Annotated in this window: 20 protein-coding genes, 2 pseudogenes and 1 other annotated feature; of the genes and pseudogenes, 15 read left to right on the top strand and 7 right to left on the bottom strand. The window is 38.7% G+C overall.

Annotated elements, in window-relative coordinates; genetic code table 11:
* The 5 genes from UR08_RS09755 (at window position 1) to serS (ending at window position 5,981) form a co-directional block, all read left to right on the top strand.
* Window positions 1-648, top strand: a complete 648-nt coding sequence (locus UR08_RS09755; protein ID WP_115753452.1) for a 3-keto-L-gulonate-6-phosphate decarboxylase UlaD — start codon at window positions 1-3, stop codon at window positions 646-648.
* On the top strand, window positions 645-1,532 hold the full coding sequence (locus UR08_RS09750; protein WP_115753451.1) for an L-ribulose-5-phosphate 3-epimerase: 888 nt from the start codon (window positions 645-647) through the stop codon (window positions 1,530-1,532). The genes UR08_RS09755 and UR08_RS09750 overlap by 4 nt, the downstream gene beginning before the upstream one ends.
* Window positions 1,505-2,206 (top strand): L-ribulose-5-phosphate 4-epimerase AraD, encoded by a 702-nt coding sequence (gene araD, locus UR08_RS09745; RefSeq protein WP_115753450.1) that lies wholly within the window; start codon window positions 1,505-1,507, stop codon window positions 2,204-2,206. The genes UR08_RS09750 and araD overlap by 28 nt, the downstream gene beginning before the upstream one ends.
* Before the next feature lie 59 nt (window positions 2,207-2,265).
* Entirely contained in the window at window positions 2,266-4,380 is a 2,115-nt protein-coding gene (locus UR08_RS09740; protein WP_115753449.1) for an HTH domain-containing protein, read from the top strand.
* A gap of 20 nt (window positions 4,381-4,400) precedes the next feature.
* Window positions 4,401-4,625 (top strand) — a binding site (T-box leader).
* A 69-nt stretch (window positions 4,626-4,694) separates the two neighbouring features.
* Window positions 4,695-5,981 carry a serine--tRNA ligase gene (gene serS / locus UR08_RS09735; RefSeq protein ID WP_115753448.1) on the top strand — a complete coding sequence of 429 codons (1,287 nt, stop codon included), beginning with the start codon at window positions 4,695-4,697 and terminating at the stop codon, window positions 5,979-5,981.
* 54 nt (window positions 5,982-6,035) lie between these two features.
* Here serS and UR08_RS09730 read toward each other — a convergent pair whose 3' ends face one another.
* Complete coding sequence (locus tag UR08_RS09730; protein ID WP_115753447.1) at window positions 6,036-7,559, bottom strand: helix-turn-helix domain-containing protein; 1,524 nt, start codon at window positions 7,557-7,559, stop codon at window positions 6,036-6,038.
* Window positions 7,560-7,729: 170 nt separating this feature from the next.
* Between UR08_RS09730 and UR08_RS09725 the strand changes: the two genes are divergently transcribed.
* The gene (locus tag UR08_RS09725; RefSeq protein WP_165849979.1) at window positions 7,730-8,437 is read left to right on the top strand and encodes an EAL domain-containing protein; all 708 of its coding nucleotides are present in this window, start codon (window positions 7,730-7,732) and stop codon (window positions 8,435-8,437) included.
* Between the two features lie 53 nt (window positions 8,438-8,490).
* Here the strand turns inward: UR08_RS09725 and UR08_RS09720 are convergent, their stop codons facing one another.
* Window positions 8,491-8,730, bottom strand: a complete 240-nt coding sequence (locus tag UR08_RS09720; RefSeq protein ID WP_115753445.1) for a hypothetical protein — start codon at window positions 8,728-8,730, stop codon at window positions 8,491-8,493.
* Window positions 8,731-8,815: 85 nt separating this feature from the next.
* Complete coding sequence (locus UR08_RS09715) at window positions 8,816-10,363, bottom strand: helix-turn-helix domain-containing protein (protein ID WP_240616065.1); 1,548 nt, start codon at window positions 10,361-10,363, stop codon at window positions 8,816-8,818.
* A 357-nt stretch (window positions 10,364-10,720) separates the two neighbouring features.
* Between UR08_RS09715 and UR08_RS09710 the strand changes: the two genes are divergently transcribed.
* The 4 genes from UR08_RS09710 to UR08_RS09695 all read left to right on the top strand — a co-directional run bounded on the left by UR08_RS09710 (window position 10,721) and on the right by UR08_RS09695 (window position 13,978).
* Window positions 10,721-10,966, top strand: a complete 246-nt coding sequence (locus tag UR08_RS09710; RefSeq protein ID WP_115753443.1) for a helix-turn-helix domain-containing protein — start codon at window positions 10,721-10,723, stop codon at window positions 10,964-10,966.
* A 344-nt stretch (window positions 10,967-11,310) separates the two neighbouring features.
* On the top strand, window positions 11,311-12,093 hold the full coding sequence (locus tag UR08_RS09705; RefSeq protein WP_115753442.1) for a WxL domain-containing protein: 783 nt from the start codon (window positions 11,311-11,313) through the stop codon (window positions 12,091-12,093).
* Between the two features lie 26 nt (window positions 12,094-12,119).
* Window positions 12,120-12,878: a WxL domain-containing protein gene (locus UR08_RS09700; protein WP_165849978.1), complete on the top strand. Its 759-nt coding sequence runs from the start codon at window positions 12,120-12,122 to the stop codon at window positions 12,876-12,878.
* Window positions 12,879-12,955: 77 nt separating this feature from the next.
* Window positions 12,956-13,978, top strand: a complete 1,023-nt coding sequence (locus UR08_RS09695) for a WxLIP family cell surface protein (RefSeq protein ID WP_115753441.1) — start codon at window positions 12,956-12,958, stop codon at window positions 13,976-13,978.
* A 39-nt stretch (window positions 13,979-14,017) separates the two neighbouring features.
* On the opposite strand, the gene UR08_RS09690 is transcribed toward UR08_RS09695, so the two are convergent.
* Window positions 14,018-14,527 carry a GNAT family N-acetyltransferase gene (locus UR08_RS09690; RefSeq protein WP_115753440.1) on the bottom strand — a complete coding sequence of 170 codons (510 nt, stop codon included), beginning with the start codon at window positions 14,525-14,527 and terminating at the stop codon, window positions 14,018-14,020.
* Between the two features lie 344 nt (window positions 14,528-14,871).
* Here UR08_RS09690 and UR08_RS09685 point away from each other — a divergent pair, with 344 nt between their 5' ends.
* Window positions 14,872-15,387 (top strand): GNAT family N-acetyltransferase, encoded by a 516-nt coding sequence (locus tag UR08_RS09685; RefSeq protein WP_115753439.1) that lies wholly within the window; start codon window positions 14,872-14,874, stop codon window positions 15,385-15,387.
* Between the two features lie 84 nt (window positions 15,388-15,471).
* On the opposite strand, the gene UR08_RS13165 is transcribed toward UR08_RS09685, so the two are convergent.
* From UR08_RS13165 to UR08_RS13130, 3 genes and pseudogenes are all read right to left on the bottom strand, one after another.
* The gene (locus UR08_RS13165; protein WP_420812336.1) at window positions 15,472-15,648 is read right to left on the bottom strand and encodes a hypothetical protein; all 177 of its coding nucleotides are present in this window, start codon (window positions 15,646-15,648) and stop codon (window positions 15,472-15,474) included.
* A gap of 57 nt (window positions 15,649-15,705) precedes the next feature.
* Window positions 15,706-15,873: pseudogene (locus tag UR08_RS13160) on the bottom strand (peptidoglycan recognition protein family protein); the annotation flags it as partial.
* A 27-nt stretch (window positions 15,874-15,900) separates the two neighbouring features.
* Window positions 15,901-16,233, bottom strand: a pseudogene (locus UR08_RS13130) (NlpC/P60 family protein); the annotation flags it as partial.
* Window positions 16,234-16,641: 408 nt separating this feature from the next.
* Between UR08_RS13130 and UR08_RS09675 the strand changes: the two are divergent.
* The 4 genes from UR08_RS09675 (at window position 16,642) to essA (ending at window position 22,207) form a co-directional block, all read left to right on the top strand.
* Window positions 16,642-17,529 (top strand): Rgg family transcriptional regulator, encoded by an 888-nt coding sequence (locus tag UR08_RS09675; RefSeq protein WP_115753437.1) that lies wholly within the window; start codon window positions 16,642-16,644, stop codon window positions 17,527-17,529.
* Between the two features lie 383 nt (window positions 17,530-17,912).
* Window positions 17,913-18,206 (top strand): WXG100 family type VII secretion target, encoded by a 294-nt coding sequence (locus UR08_RS09670; RefSeq protein ID WP_115753436.1) that lies wholly within the window; start codon window positions 17,913-17,915, stop codon window positions 18,204-18,206.
* A 136-nt stretch (window positions 18,207-18,342) separates the two neighbouring features.
* The gene (esaA, locus tag UR08_RS09665) at window positions 18,343-21,711 is read left to right on the top strand and encodes a type VII secretion protein EsaA (protein ID WP_115753435.1); all 3,369 of its coding nucleotides are present in this window, start codon (window positions 18,343-18,345) and stop codon (window positions 21,709-21,711) included.
* Window positions 21,701-22,207, top strand: a complete 507-nt coding sequence (gene essA, locus UR08_RS09660) for a type VII secretion protein EssA (protein ID WP_115753434.1) — start codon at window positions 21,701-21,703, stop codon at window positions 22,205-22,207. Before esaA ends, essA begins: the two co-directional genes overlap by 11 nt.
* Window positions 22,208-22,214 lie beyond the last annotated feature (7 nt).

Raw genomic sequence — 22,214 nt, 5'->3', positions numbered from 1 at the left:
ATGGCAATTCCAAATTTACAAGTGGCACTCGATCAATCGAGTTTAAGTGAAGCGCTCAAAACGGTAAGAAAAGTGGGCGAGGAAGTTGATATCATTGAAGCCGGAACAATTCTGTGTTTGGCGGAAGGGATGCAAGCGGTGAAATGCTTGCGGGCACTTTATCCAGATAAGATTGTTGTTGCGGATACAAAATGTGCCGATGCAGGTGGAACGGTTGCAGGCAACGCCAGTGATGCGGGGGCGGATTGGATGACCGTGATTTGTTCGGCGACGATCCCCACGATGAAAAAAGCGGCCGAGCAAGTATCCGAACTGCAAGTGGAACTTTATGGGAATTGGACTTACGAAGATGCGGAAAAGTGGCTTGAAGCTGGGATTTCGCAGGCTGTGTACCATCAAAGTCGGGATGCGCTTTTGGCTGGGGAAACTTGGGGCGAGAAAGATTTGACGCGCGTTAAAAAGCTAGTCGAAATGGGCTTCCGGGTTTCTGTTACAGGTGGTCTTGAGAAGGAAACGCTGCAATTATTTGCTGGTGTAGATGTATTTACATTCATTGCTGGGCGTTCGATCACGGAAAGCGCGGATCCGAAAGCGGCTGCTCGTGAAATGAAAGAGGAAATGCGGCGGATTTTTGGTGACGCAAAATGAAACAGCCAATTTTGGGGATTTATGAAAAGGCCTTGCCGAAGTATTTTTCATGGCAAGATAAATTTGCTTTAGCGAAAGAACTCGGATTCGAATTTATGGAGCTTTCGATTGATGAATCCGATGAGCGGCTTGCGCGGTTAGATTGGTCGCGGAAGGAACGTGAAGAATTTCGGCGATTTAGTGTTGAATCAGGCATTCGAGTCTCTTCAATTTGTTTAAGCGGACACAGACGTTTTCCGCTAGGTTCAAACAAGCAGGAAACTCGTGAAGCGGGACTTGTCATGATGAAAAAAGCTATTGATCTCGCGGCGGATCTCGGCGTGCGTGTGATTCAACTGGCGGGATACGATGTGTACTATGAGGAAAAAAGTGTCTTAACGCGTGCGTATTTCATTGAAAATTTGCGTTTGGCGCTCGACTGGGCTGCCGAGAAACAAGTGGTGCTCGCGATTGAAATCATGGATGATCCGTTCATCAATTCGATTACCAAATATTTGCGGATAAAAGCTGAATTGGGATCTTCTCCGTGGCTCAAAGTCTATCCAGATATTGGGAATTTATCGGCTTGGCCGGAAAATGATGTTGGCTTTGAACTGGCGGAAGGAATGGCCGAAACCGTAGCGATTCATTTGAAAGATACGCTTCAAGTGGATGGATTATTTCCCGGGAAATTTAAGGAGGTTCCGTTTGGTACGGGCTGTGTGGATTTTGCTGGGGCGTTTAAGTCGCTACAGATGCTGCATTATGCGGGGCCGTTCTTGATTGAAATGTGGAGTGAATCAAGTCCTGATTATTATGAGGAATTGGTGGCGGCAAAGCGTTTCATTGAAGGAAAGTGGAAGGAGGCAACGGCAACATGGATGAAAAGCGAATCGCTGAACTGAAACAAGCGGTCTATGAGGCTAATATGGCGCTTCCTGAAGCAGGGCTTGTTAAATTGACTTGGGGAAATGTTAGCACGATCGACCGCGATGAAGGTGTGATTGTGATTAAGCCGAGTGGGGTTCCTTATGCGGAGATGGCGCCTAGTCAAATGGTGGTGACAGATCTTGAAGGGAAGCCGTTTTCTGGGCAGCTCAAGCCGTCATCTGATTTAGCCACGCATGTGATTTTGTATCAGAACTTTGAAGGGGTTGGCGCGGTGGTGCACACGCATTCGAAATGGGCGGCAAGTTTTGCTCAGGCGGGAAGGCCAGTTCCGGCTTATGGGACGACGCATGCGGATGCTTTTTATGGCGAGGTGCCGTGCACGCGGCAGCTGACGGAAGCGGAAATTACGCGTGACTATGAAGGCGAAACGGGGAACGTTATCGTGGAGACTTTCCGAGGGAATCAAGTGGATGCGGCCGCCGTTCCTGGCGTTGTGGTTCGCGGACATGGCCCGTTTTCTTGGGGAGAAGATCTTAAACAAGCGGTTGAAAATAGTATTATTTTGGATGAGGTTGCGCATATGGCGCTTTTGACGGAGCTGCTCGGCGGGAAGGAAACGATTCCAGACTATTTGCTCGATAAGCACTATTACCGCAAGCACGGCGCTAACGCTTATTACGGGCAGTGAGGCGGTTTTCAAATGAAAGAAATTCTGATAAGCTCGAAATAAAAGAGGTGCGGAACAAGATGCGGATGTTAGATACTCGGTTTTATTTGTTTTTAAAGCAGTTGGTGGAACAAAAAGAATTTCAAAGTATTTCTTCGCTTGCACGGATGTTGGGCTTTTCACGGCGAACGATTTATCATTATTTAGAGAAAGGCAATTATTTGTTGAAGAAAGAAGGGATCGAGCCGCTTGAAAGTGTTTCGGGGAAGCTTAGTTTATCCGCCAAGCAAGCGGCGGCAATTGAAAACTGGCTGAAACAAGCAAGTGAAACGAAGTATCTACTAAAAGCAGAGGAAAGAAGGCAGCTTATACTCGCGTTGTTTTTAGTGGAAAACCACAAGTGGCAATTAAGCTCATTACAGGCTGTGCTTGATGTTTCACGCAATACGATTTTAAAGGATATTCAAATTTTGAAATCACAGTTAGTAAAGCAAGGATTAGAAGTGAAATCAACGAAAGCTCGGGGTTACTTTATTTCGACGTTAGAAATAAAGCGCCGCGAGCTGCTTTACGATTTTGTTTATCGCATTGAAATGGAACGAAATGATCCGCTTTACGCGACTTTGCTTGAGTTGCTGCTCGGGGATGCGACTAAAAATGAGCAGGAATTTCTTGCGAAAGCTCGATGTGCGGTTGAGACAGCGGAAGAAATTTTAAGCAAGAAACTGTCGGAGCAAGATTTGCGGATTTTAATCAAAGCCATGCAGCTTTATCAGATTCGCGTGAATTCAAATCAGCCGTTTTACTGGGAAGCGATTGACCGAGCTTTGATTCATGAACGGCTAGAGTTTACAGCAGCAAAGGCATTGCTTGATGGGATTCCGGAACTGTCACGACCGGAAGAATATCAAGTGGAACAGGAATACTACGGAGCGCTTTTGCTTTGCTTAGATAAAAATGAAGATGCGCACTTTCAAAGCGTGCCTTTCGGGGAGTTGCTTCAAATTTCTGAGCGGATCATTCGACTGTTTGAAAAGATGATTGGCCTTTATATCAAACAAAAAGAAGAATTGACGGAGCATATCCAGACTTATATTAAAGTCTTATTTTATCGTCACCAGTTTCAAATGGAGTTGCCGGCGTACTCGCTTAATACTGTAAGTGAGCAATTTCAAAAAGTTTTTGGGCTGACGAAAAAAGTCATGCAACTCATGGAACAAGATCTTCTTTATAAACGTTATTTTAGTGTAGCGTTCAAAAATGAAGAATTAGCGCATCTGGCTGTTTTTTTCGAGGAAGCGATTGTCAAAGAACAAACTGATGTGAGCATTCCCAAGGTTTTGATCGTATCGGATTATTCAGATGTTCTTAACTCGCTTTTAAAAACACAAGTGAAGCAGTTACTTCCTGAAGTGATGCTCGTTGGTGCTTTTTCAAGTGAGGATGCTCGTTATTTTCCAGAAAAAGTGAATTTTTGCATTGCCACAGATCCGAGTTATTTTCATTTTACGGGGCAAACGATACATGTTCCGGTGATTTTGACGGAAAGCGCGAAAAAGAAAATTTTGCAGGGTTATAAAAATGGAGAAGCGAAGCCAAGAAAACGAGTTCAGCTTAAACAAATTTTAAAGCGGCAAGCGGGGCTTGAAGAAGTTTCTGAGCGTTTATTAAATCAAATTGAAAGTCTTTATGGGGAAATTTCCGAAGAAACGGTTGTAAAGCATTCTGAAACAACAAAATTAGAGACTTTTCTAACCGATTCGGAATTTGCACAAATTGAAACGAAGGCGAGCTCCATCACAGAGGTAATTCGAACGCTTAAGGAGCCATTGCTCGAGCGCAAGTTCGCGCAGGAAAGCTACTTTGAACGCTTGCTCATGGAAATGGAAGCGCACCGGACTGCTTTGATTTATCCGAAAGTCATGTTGATTTTAACAGACTACCGCTTTGGATCGTTTCGGGCTGGCGTAAGTTTATTGTATTTAAAGGAACCAGTTGTGTTTACGGAAAACGAGGAAGTGACGCTATTTGTTCTCATTACAACGGAAGAGAAAATGACGCACGTCCCTCTTTTATTTGAACTCGATCATTTGCTCCAAAATGGCTTTTTGGATGCTCTTAAATCTGGCTATACGATGTTCGAAAGTTTCTTGCTGGGAGAAAAAGGGGTTGCGAAGTCTGAAAATATCGAGTAAACTGGAGTTAATATAAAAACAAGAAAACGTTGACAAGAGCTAGTAGCAATTTTTGAGCTTGAAAGAGAGCAGGTGGCTGGTGAAAACCTGTAGCTGAAATTTGTGAATCCGTCTTGGAGTGAATGGTGGAACGCCCGCTTTGGCAAGTAAATCATTCCGGTTTCGGAGCCGTTAATCCTTAAGTGAGCTGGGGGTCTAATGATCTCAATCAGGGTGGCAACGCGGATACAACTTCCGTCCCTTTTCTGCATAGTTAGTGCAGGGAAGAGATGGGAGTTTTTTGTTTTTTTAGCTTAATAAAGGAGGAAAAACGAATGTTAGATGTAAAATTGTTGAGAAATCATTTTGATGAAGTAAAAGCGAAACTCGCACACCGTGGGGAAGATCTTGGTGAATTTGAGAAGTTTGGGGAACTTGATGCGCGCCGTCGTTCTTTAATTCTTGAAACGGAAACGCTCAAAGGGGAGCGAAATCGGGTTTCAGAAGAAATTGCCGTCCTCAAGCGGAATAAAGAAAATGCAGATGAAAAAATTGAAGAAATGCGCGTAGTTGGGGATAAAATCAAAGCACTTGACCTCGAATTAAAAGAAATTGATGATAAGTTAAACGATATTTTGATGTCGATTCCGAACATTCCGCATGAATCAACACCAATCGGGGATTCGGAAGATGATAATGTCGAAATCCGCAAATGGGGCGAGCTGCCGAACTTTGACTTCGAAGCAAAGCCGCACTGGGACCTTGGTACAGACCTCGATATTTTGGATTTTGAAAATGCCGCGAAAGTCACAGGAAGCCGTTTTGTTTTTTACAAGAAACTAGGAGCGAGACTTGAACGCGCTTTGTTAAACTTTATGATGGACCTACATTCAGAGGAACATGGCTACGATGAAATGCTTCCTCCTTACCTTGTGAACCGGACGAGCATGACGGGTACCGGACAACTGCCGAAATTTGAAGAAGATGCCTTCTTGGTAGAAAAAGAAGATTACTTCTTGATTCCAACCGCAGAAGTGCCCGTAACGAATTACCATCGTGATGAGATTCTCAATTCAGAAGACTTACCAAGAAAATACACGGCTTATAGTGCATGCTTCCGTTCAGAAGCTGGCTCAGCTGGCCGTGACACACGTGGGCTTATCAGACAACACCAATTCAATAAAGTGGAACTTGTTCAATTTGTTAAGCCAGAAGATTCTTATGAGGCGCTTGAGAAATTGACGAACAATGCAGAAGAAGTGTTGCGCCGCTTGGAACTTCCATATCGTGTGCTTAGCATGTGTACAGCGGATTTAGGCTTCACCGCTGCCAAAAAATACGATTTAGAAGTTTGGATCCCAAGTTACGGGACATACCGTGAAATTTCGTCTTGCAGTAACTTTGAAGCATTCCAAGCTCGCCGCGCTAACATCCGTTTCCGCCGTGAGAAAAACGCAAAACCTGAGTTTGTGCATACATTAAACGGATCGGGCTTAGCCATTGGACGAACAGTAGCTGCTATTTTAGAAAATTATCAAGAAGCAGATGGTTCTGTGCGAATTCCGAAAGTGCTACAAGGATATATGGGTGGCATCACAAAAATTGAGGCACCAAAAGCTTAAATGAATTAAATAAAAACCAGGTCAGGTGTGCTGAAAATAGCAACTTGACCTGGTTTATTTTGTGTTCAGTGTTTGTTTCTCTACTGTTATTTCATGCAAGTTTCTACCTAATAAGAGCATGTTTCGCGTTGTTAAACTACGATTGATAAAGATAATACGGTCACTTACATGGCGCTTAACATGTTGTTCAAGTGGAATGTTTGTAAGTAAAATGTCACTTTTTTCAGGTGCAGTTTCATCAATAAATTGAATGTTAAAGCTGTTGCCATATAGATTACAAATTCGTTCACGGATACGCAAATAAGCAAGATAGGGCAAGTCTGTTGATATTTTAATCGTTACTTTTGGTTCGTAAAAAAGATGGGCTCCAATGTAGCCGAATAGTAGTGCATACTTCGAAACTAAATAATCACTCTTTAAAAAGATTTCGTTTTTAGTTTTCTTATATAGATTATCGATTAGTTTGCGAATATTGGTCTGTAAACTCTTTACAATGGGCGAGGGTAAGCTTGGATCAAAAGCAACTTCAGAGTCGTAGCCATTGATATCGGTTGAAAAATGATGGAAAGTTTTTGCGAATAAATGGAATGAAAAAGCATTTAACAAAAACAATTCTTGCTTATCTTCTGGAATTTCCACGATAGTTTGATTGATTGTTTCAAAAAGTATTTCGGTCGCTTGGTAGACGGAACTATGATTTTTTTTGTTTTCAAGAAAGTTCATTTTAAGAAGCGGCAAAGTTTGCAGATTTTCATTTTGAATTATGAGTAGAAGATAAAGAAAAGCAATTTCACCGGGAGCAGAGTTGCTGAAGGTTGTAGAAAAAGGAGAAGTTTTCTGCTTAAAAAGTGAAAAAGCTCTGTTATTCTCTAGAACTTCTGCCCAAGCTGGTTCATATTCAACAAAATGCTGATTCCGTCGCCTAATCATTGCAATAGCAATTTGATACATTAACTGGCGTTTCTGTAGAGCCGTTAAATGAAGCTTTCCCTCTTTGATGAGTTCGTCCGTAAGAAAGTCAACATATTGTTCGTTGACACCATCAAATGGCCAGCCTTTCCCAGCATAAATTTTCCACAACACGATGTTTAGAAAGAGTCTGATTTGGGTTTCCTTTCCGTCTATAACAGCATTATTTCGCAAAATTTCTATTTCATAGGGCTTGATAGCATCACGAAACTTGTTTAGCGTGCGTCTGACAGTTGCATCGCTAACAAAATGATCATAGGCAAACTTTTGCGTAGAGCCAAAGTCTTCGTTTAACAGTGCCTTAAATAAGGCAAATCCAAGTGTTTCTTCAGTCAAAAAAATAAGCAAATCACGTGGATTGGCATCTGAATGGTTAGTTTTAAATCGTATACCTCGTCCTTTCGAGACAAGTACTTCTAATTGATTATCACCAAACTCATCAATATCTGAAACGAGCTTGTTAATTAATTTGAGCAAGTATGCAGGTGTAACGTCTAACTTTTCTCGTAACTCCTCAGTCGAAAACCAGCGATCTACTCCACGAAGGATCGCAAGCAAGTCCCATTCTTTCTTTAATGTGGAATCGAATATTTCTAGTCCAATCCTCATCTATCTTTCCCCCTTAATATAGCCCTATACTATTATTTTAGCCGTTTTCTCATTTGACTAAACAAAAATGCTCAGAAAACAAAAATGGCATTTTGAAAAGACGAAACCTGATTACTATTTTTAAAAATTTCGAGTAAGATGAGGTCATGAAAAGAGAAAGGACTGGGAAGATGTTTAAAAATTATCGATTACTTGCGCAACCTGTGTATGACATTAGACAAAAAAAAATCGTTATGTATGAGCTTGTAGTGGGGAAAGTGGGAGAAAAAGCTAGTTCTTTTATAGAGGAAAAAAATCAAATGAACACTTTTTTTGAAGAAAATTATTCAGGCTTTATCAACTGGTTGCAAAAAGAATTGATGAAAATTTTGGCGAAGAAAACATATCCCAAAATTTCAATTAATATCAGATCAAGTCAATTTTTTCATTTAGAAACTATGAAAATGTTTGAAAGGCTACGCACTCATAATGACAAAATTATTGTTGAAATTACTGAGGATTTAGTGCGTTTACCTGAAAATAAAAACCACCTCACACCGATGGAACTAGATGCCTTTTTATACGGTAAAATACGGTCATTACAAGCGTTTGGCTATGAAGTCATACTAGACGATGTCGGTTGTGGGATAAATAGTTTAGAACGAGTTACTTACTATTTACCTCTGATCTCAGGGTTTAAAATTTCGTTAGAAAAATTTGAACTTAATAGAATCGAACCATTTATCGCTGCTTGGAAAAAATTCGCCGACGAAAATGGGAAACAAGTAGTGTTAGAACATGTAAAAAATGAAACAGACTCCTCCGTTCTGTTAGGAATGAATCTCGCTTTACAACAAGGTAATTGGCTGGATAAGGTTGTAAAAAAAAGAGTGTCTTAACTTAGGAATAATGATTATAAAAAAAGAATACCCTCAGGGCATTCTTTTTTTATTTATTGATGTTGTTTAAAGGCTTTAAATTTTCTTTCGTTTCGCTCAAGGGCTTCATTTAAAAACTCAACATCCTTTACCACTGTTTGTGGAAAAACAGCTAACCAGTTTTCAATAACTTTATCTTTATCTAATAGCTGTTTTTCAATAACACTTCGTGTAAGGACTTTTTTAGGTTGCTCAGGTAGGATGAACTTAATTGTATAAATAAACCGCTCATCCCAAGGGTTAATAAATGTCATTTTCTTACTCCTTTATAGTTGATCTATCTTCCATCTTTATTATAAGCGATAAGAAGTAAACATGGACACCTAAAAAAGTGTTATGCTAACTAAATTTATGAAGTTTTTGATGCGCTTCTTTTCCTTCAGTAATATGATCAAGAGCTTGCCGAATAAGTGTAAAGTCTCGCGGAGCTAAAATGCGATGAATTGAAACAATTTCGGGAGCATTTGTTTTTCCAGACGACTCTTGCGTCGGAATATTTGTCAAAATCAAATCAGCTGGATCGTTATTATTATCATTGCCGATAAAGGTAATGTTGTAGACGTTTGTAAAGTATTCTTTTACTTGTGCAATTATTGATTTATTTGCAATGTAAGATAAATCCGTTTCTAGCCGAATTTTAATTCGTTGTTCGAAAATATGAAGTGGTGCGATTAGGCTAAGAAGTAAGGCATAACGAGGTGCCAAGAACTGCTTTTGCAAGAAAATGGGGTGGGCTGTTTCCTGATAAAGTTCATCAATTAATTGATTTAATTTGAACTTCAAATTTGCTAGCTTGTGATGTGAATAAGGAGCAAATTCATTGCCGCTGATACTTGTTGAGAAATTATGAAAAAGATGTGCGAATAAATGTTCAGAAAATGCAGCTAATAAAAATTGTCTTTTCTGACTGTGTGGGACTGGAATAATCTCCGTCTCGAACTTTTCCATAAATTGTTCAGTTGCCTGGTATAGAGGCGTGTTTTTAGAACGATTAAAGCGAAAATTACCGATTAAAAGAGGTACTGTTTGTGGTGACTCACTTTGGATAATTGTTAAAAAGAATAGAAAAGCCATTTCTCCGGGATAATTCTGCGTAGTGGGTGTAAAAGGACGGATTTTTTCCTTGAAACTAATAAAGCTCTCGTTGCCATCAATCAAATCATGCCAAGATTCTTCTATGGAAACATAGTGATTATTTCTTCTTCTGATAGTGCTAATAGCCAAAAGGTACATGACTTGTCTTTCCTGTACCTCACTCAGTTCAATGTTTGCTTCAGAAGCAATTCGTTTTGTTACAAAATAAAGATGATGTTCATCTATATTAGAAAATGGCCAAATTTTTCCAGCAAAAAGTCGCCAAAAAACCATGTTTAAGAAAAGACGAACTTGTACTTCTCTACCTGATAAAACAGCGGTACTACGATTTAAGGTCAGTTGGTATGGTTCAATGGCTTCTTTAACTTTTTTTATGTGCCTCCGCACAGTTGTCTCACTGAGAAAGTTTTCAAATGCGAACTTTTTGGCAGAAACAAAATTCTCCGTTACAATGCTGTAAAACAATTTGTAAGTGCTGGTACTTGTGATTAAAAAAATTAAAAACAAACCAATATCAATATTGCTGCTTTTGATTTCAAGATAGACACCTTTTCCTTTGGAAACGTGTAGTATCATTTGCTCACTATTAAATTCTTGTAAATTATCTCTTAGTGAAGCAATAGCTTTTAGAATTAGTGAAGAGGTCTTGTTTAAGCGTTTTGCAAGTTCCTCAGTTGAAAACCAACGATCTTCTTTTCGGAGTAAGTTCAAAATCGCCCATTCAAGTTCTATATTTGTATCAAGTATATCTAGATCTAATCTCATTAGGTTTCCCCCTCCCAATATTTCCATCAAATCTTATTTATTAAACCACATAATGAAATTTTAAAAGAGCATAAAAAGCGATATAAAAATGATAATTTTGATTATTAAGGTTTGGAATATATGATAATGTGAATACAGTTTTTGATAAGGTAATGCTTTTAAATAAATCTATAAGCGAAAATGCAATATTCATATGTATCATTTCGGTTTTTATGAAATAAATTTTTTGCTTTACTAAAGGTCAGTGGAGTAAATAATAAATATGAATTTTATGAGAGAAAAATTTGGGGGTGGAATAAGAATAGCATTTTTAGAATATCAAATTTTAATTTGAATTGAAGAATGAGATCGAACTTGTTAGTGAATGTTGATGAGGAGTGTAAAATGAAAACAAATATCACAAGAGAACGTCAATTAGAATTACTAGATCAATATTTTGTTTCGACTGTTGAAGCGCTAGATATATTACAGATATCAAAACAGAGTTTTTATTCATTAGTTAACCGAGAAAAAATCAATCGTGTCAAAAAAGGAGGAGCAGTTCTTTACTTTCGAGATGAAATTTTAGAACGCGCTCGAGAACAAGAATTTTTACGTAAAAAATACCGTCCATTTGATTATTTAAAATAAGTAGTATGAAAACATTCAATTGATGAAAGTGCTAATTTTTTCATCAATTGAATGTTTTTTGTTATAAAGTAAGGATTCTAATTATTCTTTGACACAAAAAATACATAAATAAAAAAATAGAATGGAACAAAGTGTCAAGAAAGATATGGCAGTTTTGGTAATCTAAGTATAGTAGCCTAAGTTTCGAAAGTAGTCATTTTAACTGAGAACTTAGATGGCATAAGAAGGGGGGCTTTCAAGTAATCAACTAAGTGAATAAAAAACCTATTTGTTCACTAGAATTTAACGTGGCAATTAAAAGATAAATTTTTTGTCATGCGAAAAGCATCAAGGAGGGAAAAAGAATGAAATTACGTAATTGGATAAGCTTAGGAGCTGCAGCAAGTGTTGTTCTTGCTGTACCAGTTTCCGTCTCAGCTGCAGATGGGGGCACTTATCAATCAAATGGAGTAGTCGAATTTGTTCCAAGTACTGGGTCAACAAAACCGATGAATCCAGATGCACCACAAGAAAATATTAACCCAGTCGATCCGACTACACCAAACGGTGAACCTCAACCAGGAACGCCAGGTCCATTAAGTATTGACTATGCATCAAGCATTGATTTTGGTGTGAACGAAATTAGTAGCCGCGATGAAACTTATTATGCAAAAGCTCAACAATTCAATCAAGAGGGTAAAGATGGTGGTTGGACATCGAATTTTGTACAGGTTACTGATAATCGCGGAACCAACGCTGGTTGGACATTAGTGGTAAGCCAAGGTGGACAATTCAGCAACCCGGATACACAAAATAAAGAATTGGTTGGCGCGCAAATCAAATTTGCAAATAGCCAAGCTGTTAGTAATGCAGAAGGCATGGAGCCACCTGCTGTGACAGATATTGTTCTTGATCCAGCAGGAGCAGAATCACCTGTAATGTCAGCAGCTGCTGGAAAAGGTGCTGGAAGCTGGATTGATAAATGGGGAAGCGTATCTGATGCGCCAGCTAAGGAAGGTAGCGAAGCAGATCCGACTAAAGTAAATAAGGCTGTTTCACTATTTATTCCAGGTAAATCAGCTAAAGATGCTGTTCAATATAAAACAACACTTACTTGGAAACTAACTGACACTCCAGGGAATAATTAATAATTATATAAAGAGAGGGAAAAGTTATGAAACATAAAACTATCAAGGTTGTAGCGGCCTCTGCTTTAACAGCGGGAGTGGCTTTAACAAGTTTTGGAATGAGTACTACTGCATCGGCAGTGGATTATAATACTAATGTTGTTGTGGAATTTGATATTAATGATCAAATTACAAAACCAGTAGATCCAACTGATCCTGCAAAGACGCCTGAAGATGGTAAAGGACCTCTTGACCCAACTAAACCAGGCGGACCAACAGAAGGAACTCCAGGGCCACTTAGTATTGACTACGCTTCAAGCTTTGACTTTGGGAAGCAAAAAATTTCATCGACTGATGAAGTTTACTGGGCAGCACCTCAAAAGTTTGGAGATGAAAGCCGCGGCGACGGCCCTAACTATGTTCAAGTAACGGATAATCGCGGTACAGAAGCAGGATGGACTTTGAAAGTGAAACAACAAGGGCAGTTTCTTTCAGAGCAAGATAAAAAGGAATTGACAGGAGCTCAGCTTGTTTTTGACAATGCCACTGTTGATACAGCCTCCGTTTCTGCTCGACCAAGTGCTCCGAAGACATTTACATTAACTCCTGATCAAGATGGAGTAGCGGAACCAATCATGGCTGCACAAGCTGGACAAGGTTCAGGTACTTATGTACTTAGATTTGGTGATGATGCGAATGCAGGAGACAGTGTTTCACTGAAAGTTCCTGGTAGCACAACCAAATATAAGGATAAATATTCAACAACTTTATTATGGACACTTGAAGATACACCAGGTAGTTTGTAAAATAACCGAGGACAAAAGGCATGTTTGGGATAGACAAATAGCGCCTTTTGTCTTGTTTTAAGGAGAATATAAAATCAATGAAAAAGGCTGTTGGATTCTTTTTAAGTTTTGTTTTAATTTGTTTAATAGGTGTCACAACAAAGGTGCATGCGGTAGAATTGAATTTTGCTGCCGAAACTCAAATTCCGAGCAACCAAATTGATAAGAAGCAATCTTATTTTAATTTGAAAATGAAGCCGGGGCAAAAGCAAACGTTAACTATTAAATTGCACAATGATACGGATGAAGCGGTAGTCATCAATCCGTTAATTCATTCTGCAACGACTAATATGCATGGCGTTGTTGAATACGGGGAAACGGCTACTAAAGCAGACAAGACTTTACCCTATTCGCTAGATGATTTAATTAAAGTAACCAAGGAAGTCACTGTTCCTGCTAAAAAAAGTGTGGATTTAAAATTAAATGTTACCATGCCGGATAAGCCTTATGAAGGATTGCTTGCTGGTGGGGTTACCCTAGAAGAAAAAAAGAAAAAAACGGGACAAAAAGAGAATAAAGGCTTAAGCATTGAAAATAAATATGCCTATGTTATTGGAATTACGTTACAAGAGTCAGACAAAGAAGTTAAGCAGGATTTAAAGCTTCATGAAGTAAAAGCAGGACAAACAAATGCGCGAAATGCGATTTTGTTTACTCTGCAAAATCCTACGTCCACTTATTTGAATCGTTTTGAGATAGATGCAAAAATTACACGGGAAGGAAAATCGGAGACGCTATATAAAACTTCGCAAAAGAATATGCAAGTTGCGCCCAATTCTCATTTTACGTACCCGGTTCCATTGAATGGTGAGGCACTTAAACCTGGGGATTATACTCTACATTTGAAAGCGAAATCCTCCAAGGAAAGTTGGCAGTTCACAAAGAATTTTCAAATCAAGCGTGATGAAGCAAACAAATTGAACGAAAAAGATGTAACGCTTGAAAGTCCTAATTACTGGTGGTTAATTGCTCTCATTGCGGCGGCTGTTGTTGTAATTGGTCTTGTTATTTTCTTCATTTGGAGACATAAAAAAAAGAAAAAGAAAAGAAGAGCTAGATGATGACTAAACGAAAAAAGGTGAAAACCCAAAACTTGGTTTTCACCTTTTTTCGTTTAGTAATTTTGCCATGTAGAATTCGTCGTAGTAGCGATTGTTCATATAGATAGCGTCTTTTTTTAAGCCTTCTTTTTGAAAGCCAAGCTTTTCATATAGTCTAATGGCTGGAAGATTCGCTGTGATTACCGTTAGTTCAAGTCGGTGTATTCCCTTGTTTCTCGCCCAAGTAAACAGTTTTTCAAAAAGTTTTGTGGCAATGCCGCTTTTTTGGAATTTCTTTTGTACACCAATTACGAGGTAGCCAGTGTGCTTGACCTTGGCGAGTTTGGAGGTTTGCGCAGAAATGAAACCGATAATCTGGTTTTGATATTTAACTCCTAACAAAATTCCGTTTTCTTGTGTCGTTTGAATGAAATGTTTTAGCTTTTTTTCTTGATAAACTCGCTCTCCAGGTAAATAAAGCATGAAATCAGTCTCTTTATCTAGCTGTTGCATGCAGTGAAATAGTTGTTTTGTTTCTTCAGGAAAGATTTTTTCATAAAAGATGCTCATGTAGTCTGACCTCCGTCCGTGTTTTTGTCTATTATAGCCGAATTAGTGGGAAATTAAAATGTTGTATTTGTAACAGAAATAAAGAATTTCGGAGCAAGAAATGTGCAAGATGTGCTACGGAAATTTAGGAGCATTGCCCGAGCTGTGAAAATTTGGGATGAGATGGTTTCATTGAACGTAAAATGGATAAACAGAATAAGAAGAACAAACAATTTAATATGTGGATATGATACTTTCCATTTGTTATACTCGAAAATGAGATTGAATCGTTAGCATGTTTAAAACACTGAAGCAGGATGGCATATAGTGAAAACGGCTTTATTAAGTGGAGAGGGTGAATTTGGATGATTACGATTGAACCTTGTAGTTTGGGACAACTTGATTTACTTCGATCGGTTAGCATTGATACGTTTATTGATACTTTTCGGGAAGAAAATACAGAAGAAAATTTGCAGGCCTATGTGGATCGTGCTTTTGGCGAGGAACAGTTAGAAAAAGAACTTGCTGAGCCGGAGTCGGCTTTTTATTTGATTTATCTGGATGGGCAACTAGCTGGGTATTTGAAGCTAAATTGGGGAAGTAGTCAAACGGAACAGATGGGGAATGATCATCTGGAAGTGGAACGGATTTATATTCGAACGATTTTTAAGAGAAAAGGACTTGGCCGAATGCTTCTTAATTATGCTTTTGATGAAGCCAAAAGTAAAGGGAAGCATGTAATTTGGCTTGGTGTTTGGGAAAAAAATCAAGATGCTTTGTATTTTTACAAGAAACTTGGTTTTTTTGAAGCAGGGGAGCATGTTTTTCAGTTTGGGAGCGAGCAACAAACGGATTTAATCTTAAAACAAGCTATTAGATAGAGTAACTTTGTAGATTAGTCAACTTAAATAAAAGAACAGAAATTTGAAGAGTAAAGCTCCCCAATATTTCTGTTCTTTTATTATTTATCTTGGTTGTAGCCAGTAAGTTGTAGTGTAATACCATTTCTTTTCGTTTGGATAATACAAGCTGTACATACCGTCGCTACGCTTATAATAGCTTAATTGGTGATCTGGGTAATATGTTTTTAATTTGCCCCCAGACATAGCTTGATTATCCCAAAGGATGGCGAATGCTTGAATTGTTGCGGTATATTTAGTGGTACCTGCGATTGGTTTAACGTCTTTTAAGAATCCGTGGTAAATATAACCGAGTGTCCATTTTCCGTTGTTTTCTACATAAGTTTTATACCAGTAATTGTTATGTTTATAGACTTGTATTTTTGTACCTGTTTTCCATTTGCGAATAGGAACTTGATTTTTAAATAGTGGGCTAGGCAGAAGTGGAGCAACATTTGTTACTTTACCATCTACTCGATTTGGATTAGATGGAGAGAAATTATAGTATCTACCATATCCTACAAGATATTTTGACCAATAAGAGCTTGTTAAACTATCATATTTAACACCATTATTTTGTGCATCAATCATTTGGTTACCACCGACGTAAATGCCTACGTGCGCAATTCCACTCCCATAATTGAAGAACACTAAATCTCCAGGTTTACGTTGAGCACTGCTGATTTTAGTAGCGCTATTATATTGTTGGGCTGCAGTTCGTGGTAAATTAACTCCCGTTGTTTTACTAAAAACATATTTTGTAAACCCTGAACAATCAAAAGAATTCGGTCCATTTCCGCCAAGCACATATGGCTTCCCAAGATGTTTTACTGCTTCATTTTTAAGTGTGTCAAATGATATAGCGGCGCTTGTGTGTGTCGGTGTAGGGAAAACAATCATTGACAAAACCATGGCTAGTGTAACGATAATTGTGAAAATCTTCTTTTTCATTTTGGCATTTCTCCCCTTTTCTAGTATGTAGTTGGAACTAAATCATTTTGATGATCAAATGATTCGCAAAAAATATTTCGATATGAGCTATACAATGAAAAGTATTGTTATGCTAAAATAAAAGTATACTTAAAATAATTAATATTATTCTGAATTGGTGACTATTTTAAGTAATGACTTTTAATCAAATAGAAATATTTCCCACAACGTCAATATAGCATGCAATTTTGAGTATATGTATAAATTGTATCTATTGTTACAACAACTTAGTAAAGGGATGAGAGGATGGAAAACAAAAGAACTGGAGAAGTTTTAAGAGAATTGAGAGAAAATTCCAATCAAAGTGTCAAAGATTTTTATGGCGGAATTATTTCTGAACATTATGGCTACAGGGTGGAAACTTGTAGACAGCAATTAAGCCAAGTAATTTTCCAACAAATTTTGGATAAACATTCAGTTACGTTATCTGAATTCGAGTTTATCAAAAATTCATATCAACTGAAAGAAAGCGATTATGTGGTTCGCGATTTTGTTTCTGTTATGCTTACGTCGAATGTGAAGGAGCTTCGATTGTTTGCGAAAAATTTGGCGAAAGAAAGTCATCCGGAACAAAGTTACTACAAATATTTTATAGAGATAGCTCTAACTCGCTCGAGGTATTTGCATCAAAATCAATTAGAAAAAATGCGAAAATCAATGGAGACGATTTGGAATGATTTATTAAAAAAAGAGCAGTGGACGTACATAGAACTTGTCGTTGTAAGCAATCTTATCTGTGTTTTTGATTCTGACTATAGAGATAGTATAGTGAATCGGATTTTTAAGTCATTGAATAAATATGCGAGCTATCAAGAGAGTGCCAAGGTAAGAATTTTAGCATTTAGAAATTATTGTGAGGTTCTTTTCCTTGATCACTCTTATCAAAAAGTGCGAAATTTTTCTAAAAAAATCTTGTGCGAAGCTTTAAAGCGACAAGATGGCTTGCTGAAATGTGAATGTGAGTTTCAACTTTGCAAATTAGAATGGATGCAGACTTGGGGACAGAAGAAGCAAATTTCTGAAAAAGTAAGCGAAATTTTATGGGTTCTGAAATTTATGCAGCAATCTAGTTTAGAGAGATGGATGAGAAATGAATGGATGCAGTGGGTGGAACAAGAAATCCAACATTGTTAGATTATGTTGTCTCAAATGAAAGTATAAACTTAACTAAAAATTGAAATGCTATGTATTTTTACAAGAAATGTTATTTTTTTATAGAATGTGGGGAATTAACTTGCTATTCCTTATAGAAATTATTTTAATAATTTCAAGTGGAATTGTTTTTATGAATATGGCTATTGAATGAAAAACGGCTCAACTATTGTGGTTGAGCCGTTTTGGGTTTCAGTTTTTGAGGATACAATTTATTTTTGTGTTATTTACTATGATAAATAAAAGACAAAATTGGTTATTTTCAAGAAAATCGAGAATAAAGTTCACAAAATGTCCACATATTTTTATCCCAAAGTATGGTAAAATTTTATCGAAATAATTACAAAAAGAGGAGATGAATTTTCATGTCTGGACAAATCAGAATGACCCCAGCTGAATTACGGGATCGTGCAAAAACTTATGGAACAAGTGCTCGTGACATCGAACAAATGCTACAACGCTTGTCTCAACTACAAGAGCAACTTCGCAGTGAGTGGGAAGGTCAAGCTTTCCAACGTTTTGATGATCAGTTTAATCAATTGAAACCAAAAGTGACTGAATTCGCGAACTTGATGGATCAAATTGAACAACAACTTCAAAAAACTGCAACTGCGGTGGAAGAGCAAGACCAACAGCTTTCTCAAAACTTTGGTTTCTAATTTTCTGCCTGGAAACATACATAATTGTGTGTCTTGAAAAGCCATGTAGCCCTTCGTTACATGGCTTTTTCTGAAAGATACACAAGTGTCTGGGAATAGAGCAAGTTGAAAAAAGCGGGAGTGACTAAACAGGATAATGCGGAAAATAAAATGGAAAATACTGCTGTTTTTGATTCTAGCAATCGGGTTAACGGCTTCTGTCTCTATTTTGGGGTTGAATCAGTCCATTAGCAAAAATCAAAATCAGAGCCAGAATGAAAAACGAGATAGTGCGACTAAAAGTGAGCAAGTACAAAAAATGAATGTGGCGCTAGTCAATGAAGACCAAGGAGCGAAACTTTCGGGAAAAGACTATTTGTTTGGAAATGATATCCAGACGAGTGTGTTGAAAGATAAAAAGCACGACTGGGCAACGGTAAGTCGTGGTGTTGCTGAAAGTGGACTAAAACGGGATATTTATAATTTGATGATCGTGATCCCAAGTGACTTTTCGAAAAAAGCCTTGTCACTGACATCGAATTCACCAGAGAAGATACAAATCTATTACAAGATTAATGATACGGGAAATAATGATTTAAAATCGGAAGCGGAAAAAACAGCTTCTGACCTACTTTCGGACATGAATCAGCGTGTGATTGATGTTTATTTTGCAAGCATTTTAACGAACTTGCAAGAGTCACAAGACAATATCAAGGATTTAGTTAATAAGGAAAAGAAACATAATGATCGTTATAACGTGGCGGTCCATGATCCGTTAGCAAGTTATACGGATCAATTTAAAGCAGTGCAAGACTACACAGGTAGCTCGAAAGAAAGTTTCACGGGATTTCAAGATTTGCTAAAGGGACATGAAAAATCTCTTTTAGAGGCGGATCAGGGAAATAAAGTTTACGGGACGGACCTTGCTAGTCTACTTAAGATGCAACAGGATCATACACCTTTTGGAGCGGCATTTGAAGACAATTTGCAGAAGTACACGGCGAGTTTATCTGCGGACAATGTGCAAAGTCAGCTGGGAGCTTTACAGCAAGCGAATGCACTTTTATATCGGGAACTAACAACGGCAGAAAATACGGCGTCGCTAATGACGCAAACGCAACAACTGCAAAATTATATAGCGGACGTTAATTCGCGAATTATGGCGGTTGACCAATCGCTTAATGATACGATCAATGCGGAAATTCAAGATGCGGTTAGACAAGATTTGATTCGGATTCTTTCCGGGGATGCTGGGGGATCGGATGAAAAATTCACGATGGCTACGCTTGATCCGGATATCAATAAGCGTTTTACGAAGACGATTGAGGATTCTATTCACAAATTGCAATATTTCACGGAAGATGACGCGGCGATGCTTGGTATTGATACGGAAGCGTACAAGAAGATTAAGAAACTGGCCAAGCAATACATGAATGAGCACCCTGAAAAATTCAACGATGCGGAGAAAGCGCAAAATCCATCTGAAAATCTCATTGATAGCCAGATTGTTAAGGCGCAAAACGAGAAAGTGCAGGAATTGAAGGAAACGGGGATGGCGATTGAATCGAAACCGCTCAATCTCCCTGAAACGGATCCTGGCACGGAAACGGAAATTCGTTTAAATTTGGATAGCAAGTTTGACTTGGAGAATTTAGTTTTGTCTAAAGATGGGCAAAATATAGGATTCCAATTTGTGGAGCAAAATGGTGGCCAAACTATTATTAAGTTTTCACAAGCGAATGGCGAAGCGGGAACTTATACGATTTCGGCGACGGCCAAATTGAAAGATGGCATAACAGCAGGTGAAGTTCCCATTTTTGGTTCGCTGAAAATTAATGCAGCGGCTATGCAGAAAGTTGAGAAAGAAGTGGTTGAAGATACAAGTGTAACGCCTGATCCAGGAACCGGAGGCGGGACGACTGGGTCGGATGGCTCTTCGGATGGAACGACAGGCGACGGGTCAACAGGTAGCGGCGAAGAAGGTGCAGGTGAAGGTGGCACTGGATCAGGATCTGAAGGAGGTCAGCCAACTGTTGAAACGAAGAAAGAAACGTTTATTCAGGAAGTTTATTCGTTTGAATTTGAAGACTTGCCGTTTTATAGCAAGGATGATTTTAATTTGACGAATATGTTTAAAGAGCTTCGTTCGATTGTGCGAAATTACGAGCGGACAGGGCTTTTATTCCAACTTTATTACGGACTTAATCCTTGGAATAGTGAATATACGCCAAGTGGTTCGCTGGATAGCCAAGCGACGGCTAATTCATACTATGCGATTTTTAACCGAGATGATTTGCTAGAAGCATTTGCGGCGAAAGCTTCGGGGAATTTGACAAAGGCTTATAAAGAAAAATTGGCTGCGTTTGAGTCGCGGATTGCTGATTATAAACAAGTGATGGGTGACGCGGATTCGCGTTCCCAAGATGTGGCAGCGCGGCTGATTGCAGCGAATCAAGAGGCGATTAGTCAAAATGAAAATCTAGCGAGAATGTTACAAGATATTGATACTTGGCGCGAGAAGAGTTCGGGGCTTGTTTCGGAAAATCAAGTTGTGCTTGGGAATAGTTCGGATGAAATGGCGGCTGCTATGGCGCTAGATAGTTCATTTGGAAGCTTGCTTGCTATGAGTCAGAGTTTGGCAGACTCGACAGGGCATAACTTGGATTCAGCAAAAGGCGTGTATGACACGTTTGATGCGATCGACCAGGAAGCGAAAAATATTCAAAAAAGTGGCGAAGATTTGATTTCAGAAGCGGGTGGCTTATCAGGCTCGCTTGCGAAAAAATTGCGAGCAGATCAAACTTTCTCGAAGAACTTTTCGAAGGTGATGAAGAACAGTCGAATTGGGGATCGTCAAAATGAAAACTTATATAACTTCTTGAGTAGTCCGGTTGAAAAAGTAAATGGTAAGGCGATTGTAGCGGCTGATAAAACGACACCTTACTATATGGTGCTGATTTGTACGATCATCGCTTTATTCTCAGGGTATGTGATTTCTGCCTTTGAGAAACGCCGCATTCAAAATGACCAATTCCGAGAAGAGCTTTCGCTTGCTTCGCGTAACTTGCCGATTACAAGTGTAACGGTTGGTGTCGCGGTCATTGAAGGATTACTGATCGGACTGATTTCTGGAAAGATTTTTGATGTGAGTGAAATTGGTTACTTCTTCTGGATGGGCATTTGTTTGCTCTTGATGCTACTTCTGGTATCGGGTTGTACGTATTTACTACGTCAATTGCAAATGGGTGGAATGTTTATCATCTTACTTGTATTAAGCATGTATTTATTCTTAACGGATGCGATCGGGCTAAATGTTGATAAGTCTTCTATGTTTGGAACGGTGCAGAAGTTTTCACCACTACAATATTTAGAAACGCTACTTAGCCGAATTTTGAATGGCGAAAGCAATATTTTGATTTTGACTTATGTTTGTATCGGTATTGCGATACTTCTGATTGTTTGTAACTTGTTCGTTGTGAAAAAAGGAATGGCTGAAGCGAAAGGAGAGGGAGCACATGAAAGTTAAGCTGTTAAGTTTAAGCTTGCTTGTGATACTGGCTTGTTTTTCTGCTGCTCCCCTCGCGCTTGCAGCAGGAACGGGTTATTTGGAAAGTGATGGCAGCATGGATTTAAAAACGGATCGCCTGCAAAAGACTGATGAGGAAAAGCAAGAGGAGCTTAAGAAGGCGGAGCCGACAATGCTCGATCAATTGGAATTGCCACTTTTCACCAAAGATCTTGAAAAAAAGATTAAAGCACAACAGAAAAAGGATAAAAAGAATTTTAAAGATATGCAGGATCAGCTGTTTACGGGAAAACCGGTGAAGGATGAGACGGCGAAAACCGCGCAGAAGGAGCTTTTTAAGAAAACGAACGTGGCTCAAGCTTCTGAGGCGGAGCTTGACGATCAAGCTAAGGAAGAAAAAAATACGGAATCTAAGTCGCTATTTGTGATTATTGGAGCCGTTGTTGTGGCCCTTGTTGGCGGGATTTATTTTGCAAGTCGAAACATCATGGAATAAGGGAGGA

Origin of the sequence: Listeria kieliensis, from assembly GCF_003369925.1 — a bacterium.
Classification (GTDB): Bacteria; Bacillota; Bacilli; order Lactobacillales; family Listeriaceae; genus Listeria; species Listeria kieliensis_A.
Note: the sequence above shows the minus strand (reverse complement) of the source record. Positions and strands in the feature narration are given on the sequence as shown.

Excerpts from the sequence above, each read along its gene's own strand:
- UR08_RS09705 (WP_115753442.1), top strand. The coding sequence starts at position 11,311 with ATGAAATTACGTAATTGGATAAGCTTAGGAGCTGCAGCAAGTGTTGTT.
- UR08_RS09755 (WP_115753452.1), top strand. The coding sequence starts at position 1 with ATGGCAATTCCAAATTTACAAGTGGCACTCGATCAATCGAGTTTAAGT.
- UR08_RS09720 (WP_115753445.1), bottom strand. The coding sequence starts at position 8,730 with ATGACATTTATTAACCCTTGGGATGAGCGGTTTATTTATACAATTAAG.
- UR08_RS09685 (WP_115753439.1), top strand. The coding sequence starts at position 14,872 with ATGATTACGATTGAACCTTGTAGTTTGGGACAACTTGATTTACTTCGA.
- UR08_RS09715 (WP_240616065.1), bottom strand. The coding sequence starts at position 10,363 with ATGGAAATATTGGGAGGGGGAAACCTAATGAGATTAGATCTAGATATA.
- UR08_RS09695 (WP_115753441.1), top strand. The coding sequence starts at position 12,956 with ATGAAAAAGGCTGTTGGATTCTTTTTAAGTTTTGTTTTAATTTGTTTA.
- UR08_RS09730 (WP_115753447.1), bottom strand. The coding sequence starts at position 7,559 with ATGAGGATTGGACTAGAAATATTCGATTCCACATTAAAGAAAGAATGG.
- serS (WP_115753448.1), top strand. The coding sequence starts at position 4,695 with ATGTTAGATGTAAAATTGTTGAGAAATCATTTTGATGAAGTAAAAGCG.
- essA (WP_115753434.1), top strand. The coding sequence starts at position 21,701 with ATGAAAGTTAAGCTGTTAAGTTTAAGCTTGCTTGTGATACTGGCTTGT.
- UR08_RS09670 (WP_115753436.1), top strand. The coding sequence starts at position 17,913 with ATGTCTGGACAAATCAGAATGACCCCAGCTGAATTACGGGATCGTGCA.
- araD (WP_115753450.1), top strand. The coding sequence starts at position 1,505 with ATGGATGAAAAGCGAATCGCTGAACTGAAACAAGCGGTCTATGAGGCT.
- UR08_RS09740 (WP_115753449.1), top strand. The coding sequence starts at position 2,266 with ATGCGGATGTTAGATACTCGGTTTTATTTGTTTTTAAAGCAGTTGGTG.
- UR08_RS09675 (WP_115753437.1), top strand. The coding sequence starts at position 16,642 with ATGGAAAACAAAAGAACTGGAGAAGTTTTAAGAGAATTGAGAGAAAAT.
- UR08_RS09700 (WP_165849978.1), top strand. The coding sequence starts at position 12,120 with ATGAAACATAAAACTATCAAGGTTGTAGCGGCCTCTGCTTTAACAGCG.
- UR08_RS09750 (WP_115753451.1), top strand. The coding sequence starts at position 645 with ATGAAACAGCCAATTTTGGGGATTTATGAAAAGGCCTTGCCGAAGTAT.
- UR08_RS09725 (WP_165849979.1), top strand. The coding sequence starts at position 7,730 with ATGTTTAAAAATTATCGATTACTTGCGCAACCTGTGTATGACATTAGA.
- UR08_RS09710 (WP_115753443.1), top strand. The coding sequence starts at position 10,721 with ATGAAAACAAATATCACAAGAGAACGTCAATTAGAATTACTAGATCAA.
- UR08_RS09690 (WP_115753440.1), bottom strand. The coding sequence starts at position 14,527 with ATGAGCATCTTTTATGAAAAAATCTTTCCTGAAGAAACAAAACAACTA.
- esaA (WP_115753435.1), top strand. The coding sequence starts at position 18,343 with ATGCGGAAAATAAAATGGAAAATACTGCTGTTTTTGATTCTAGCAATC.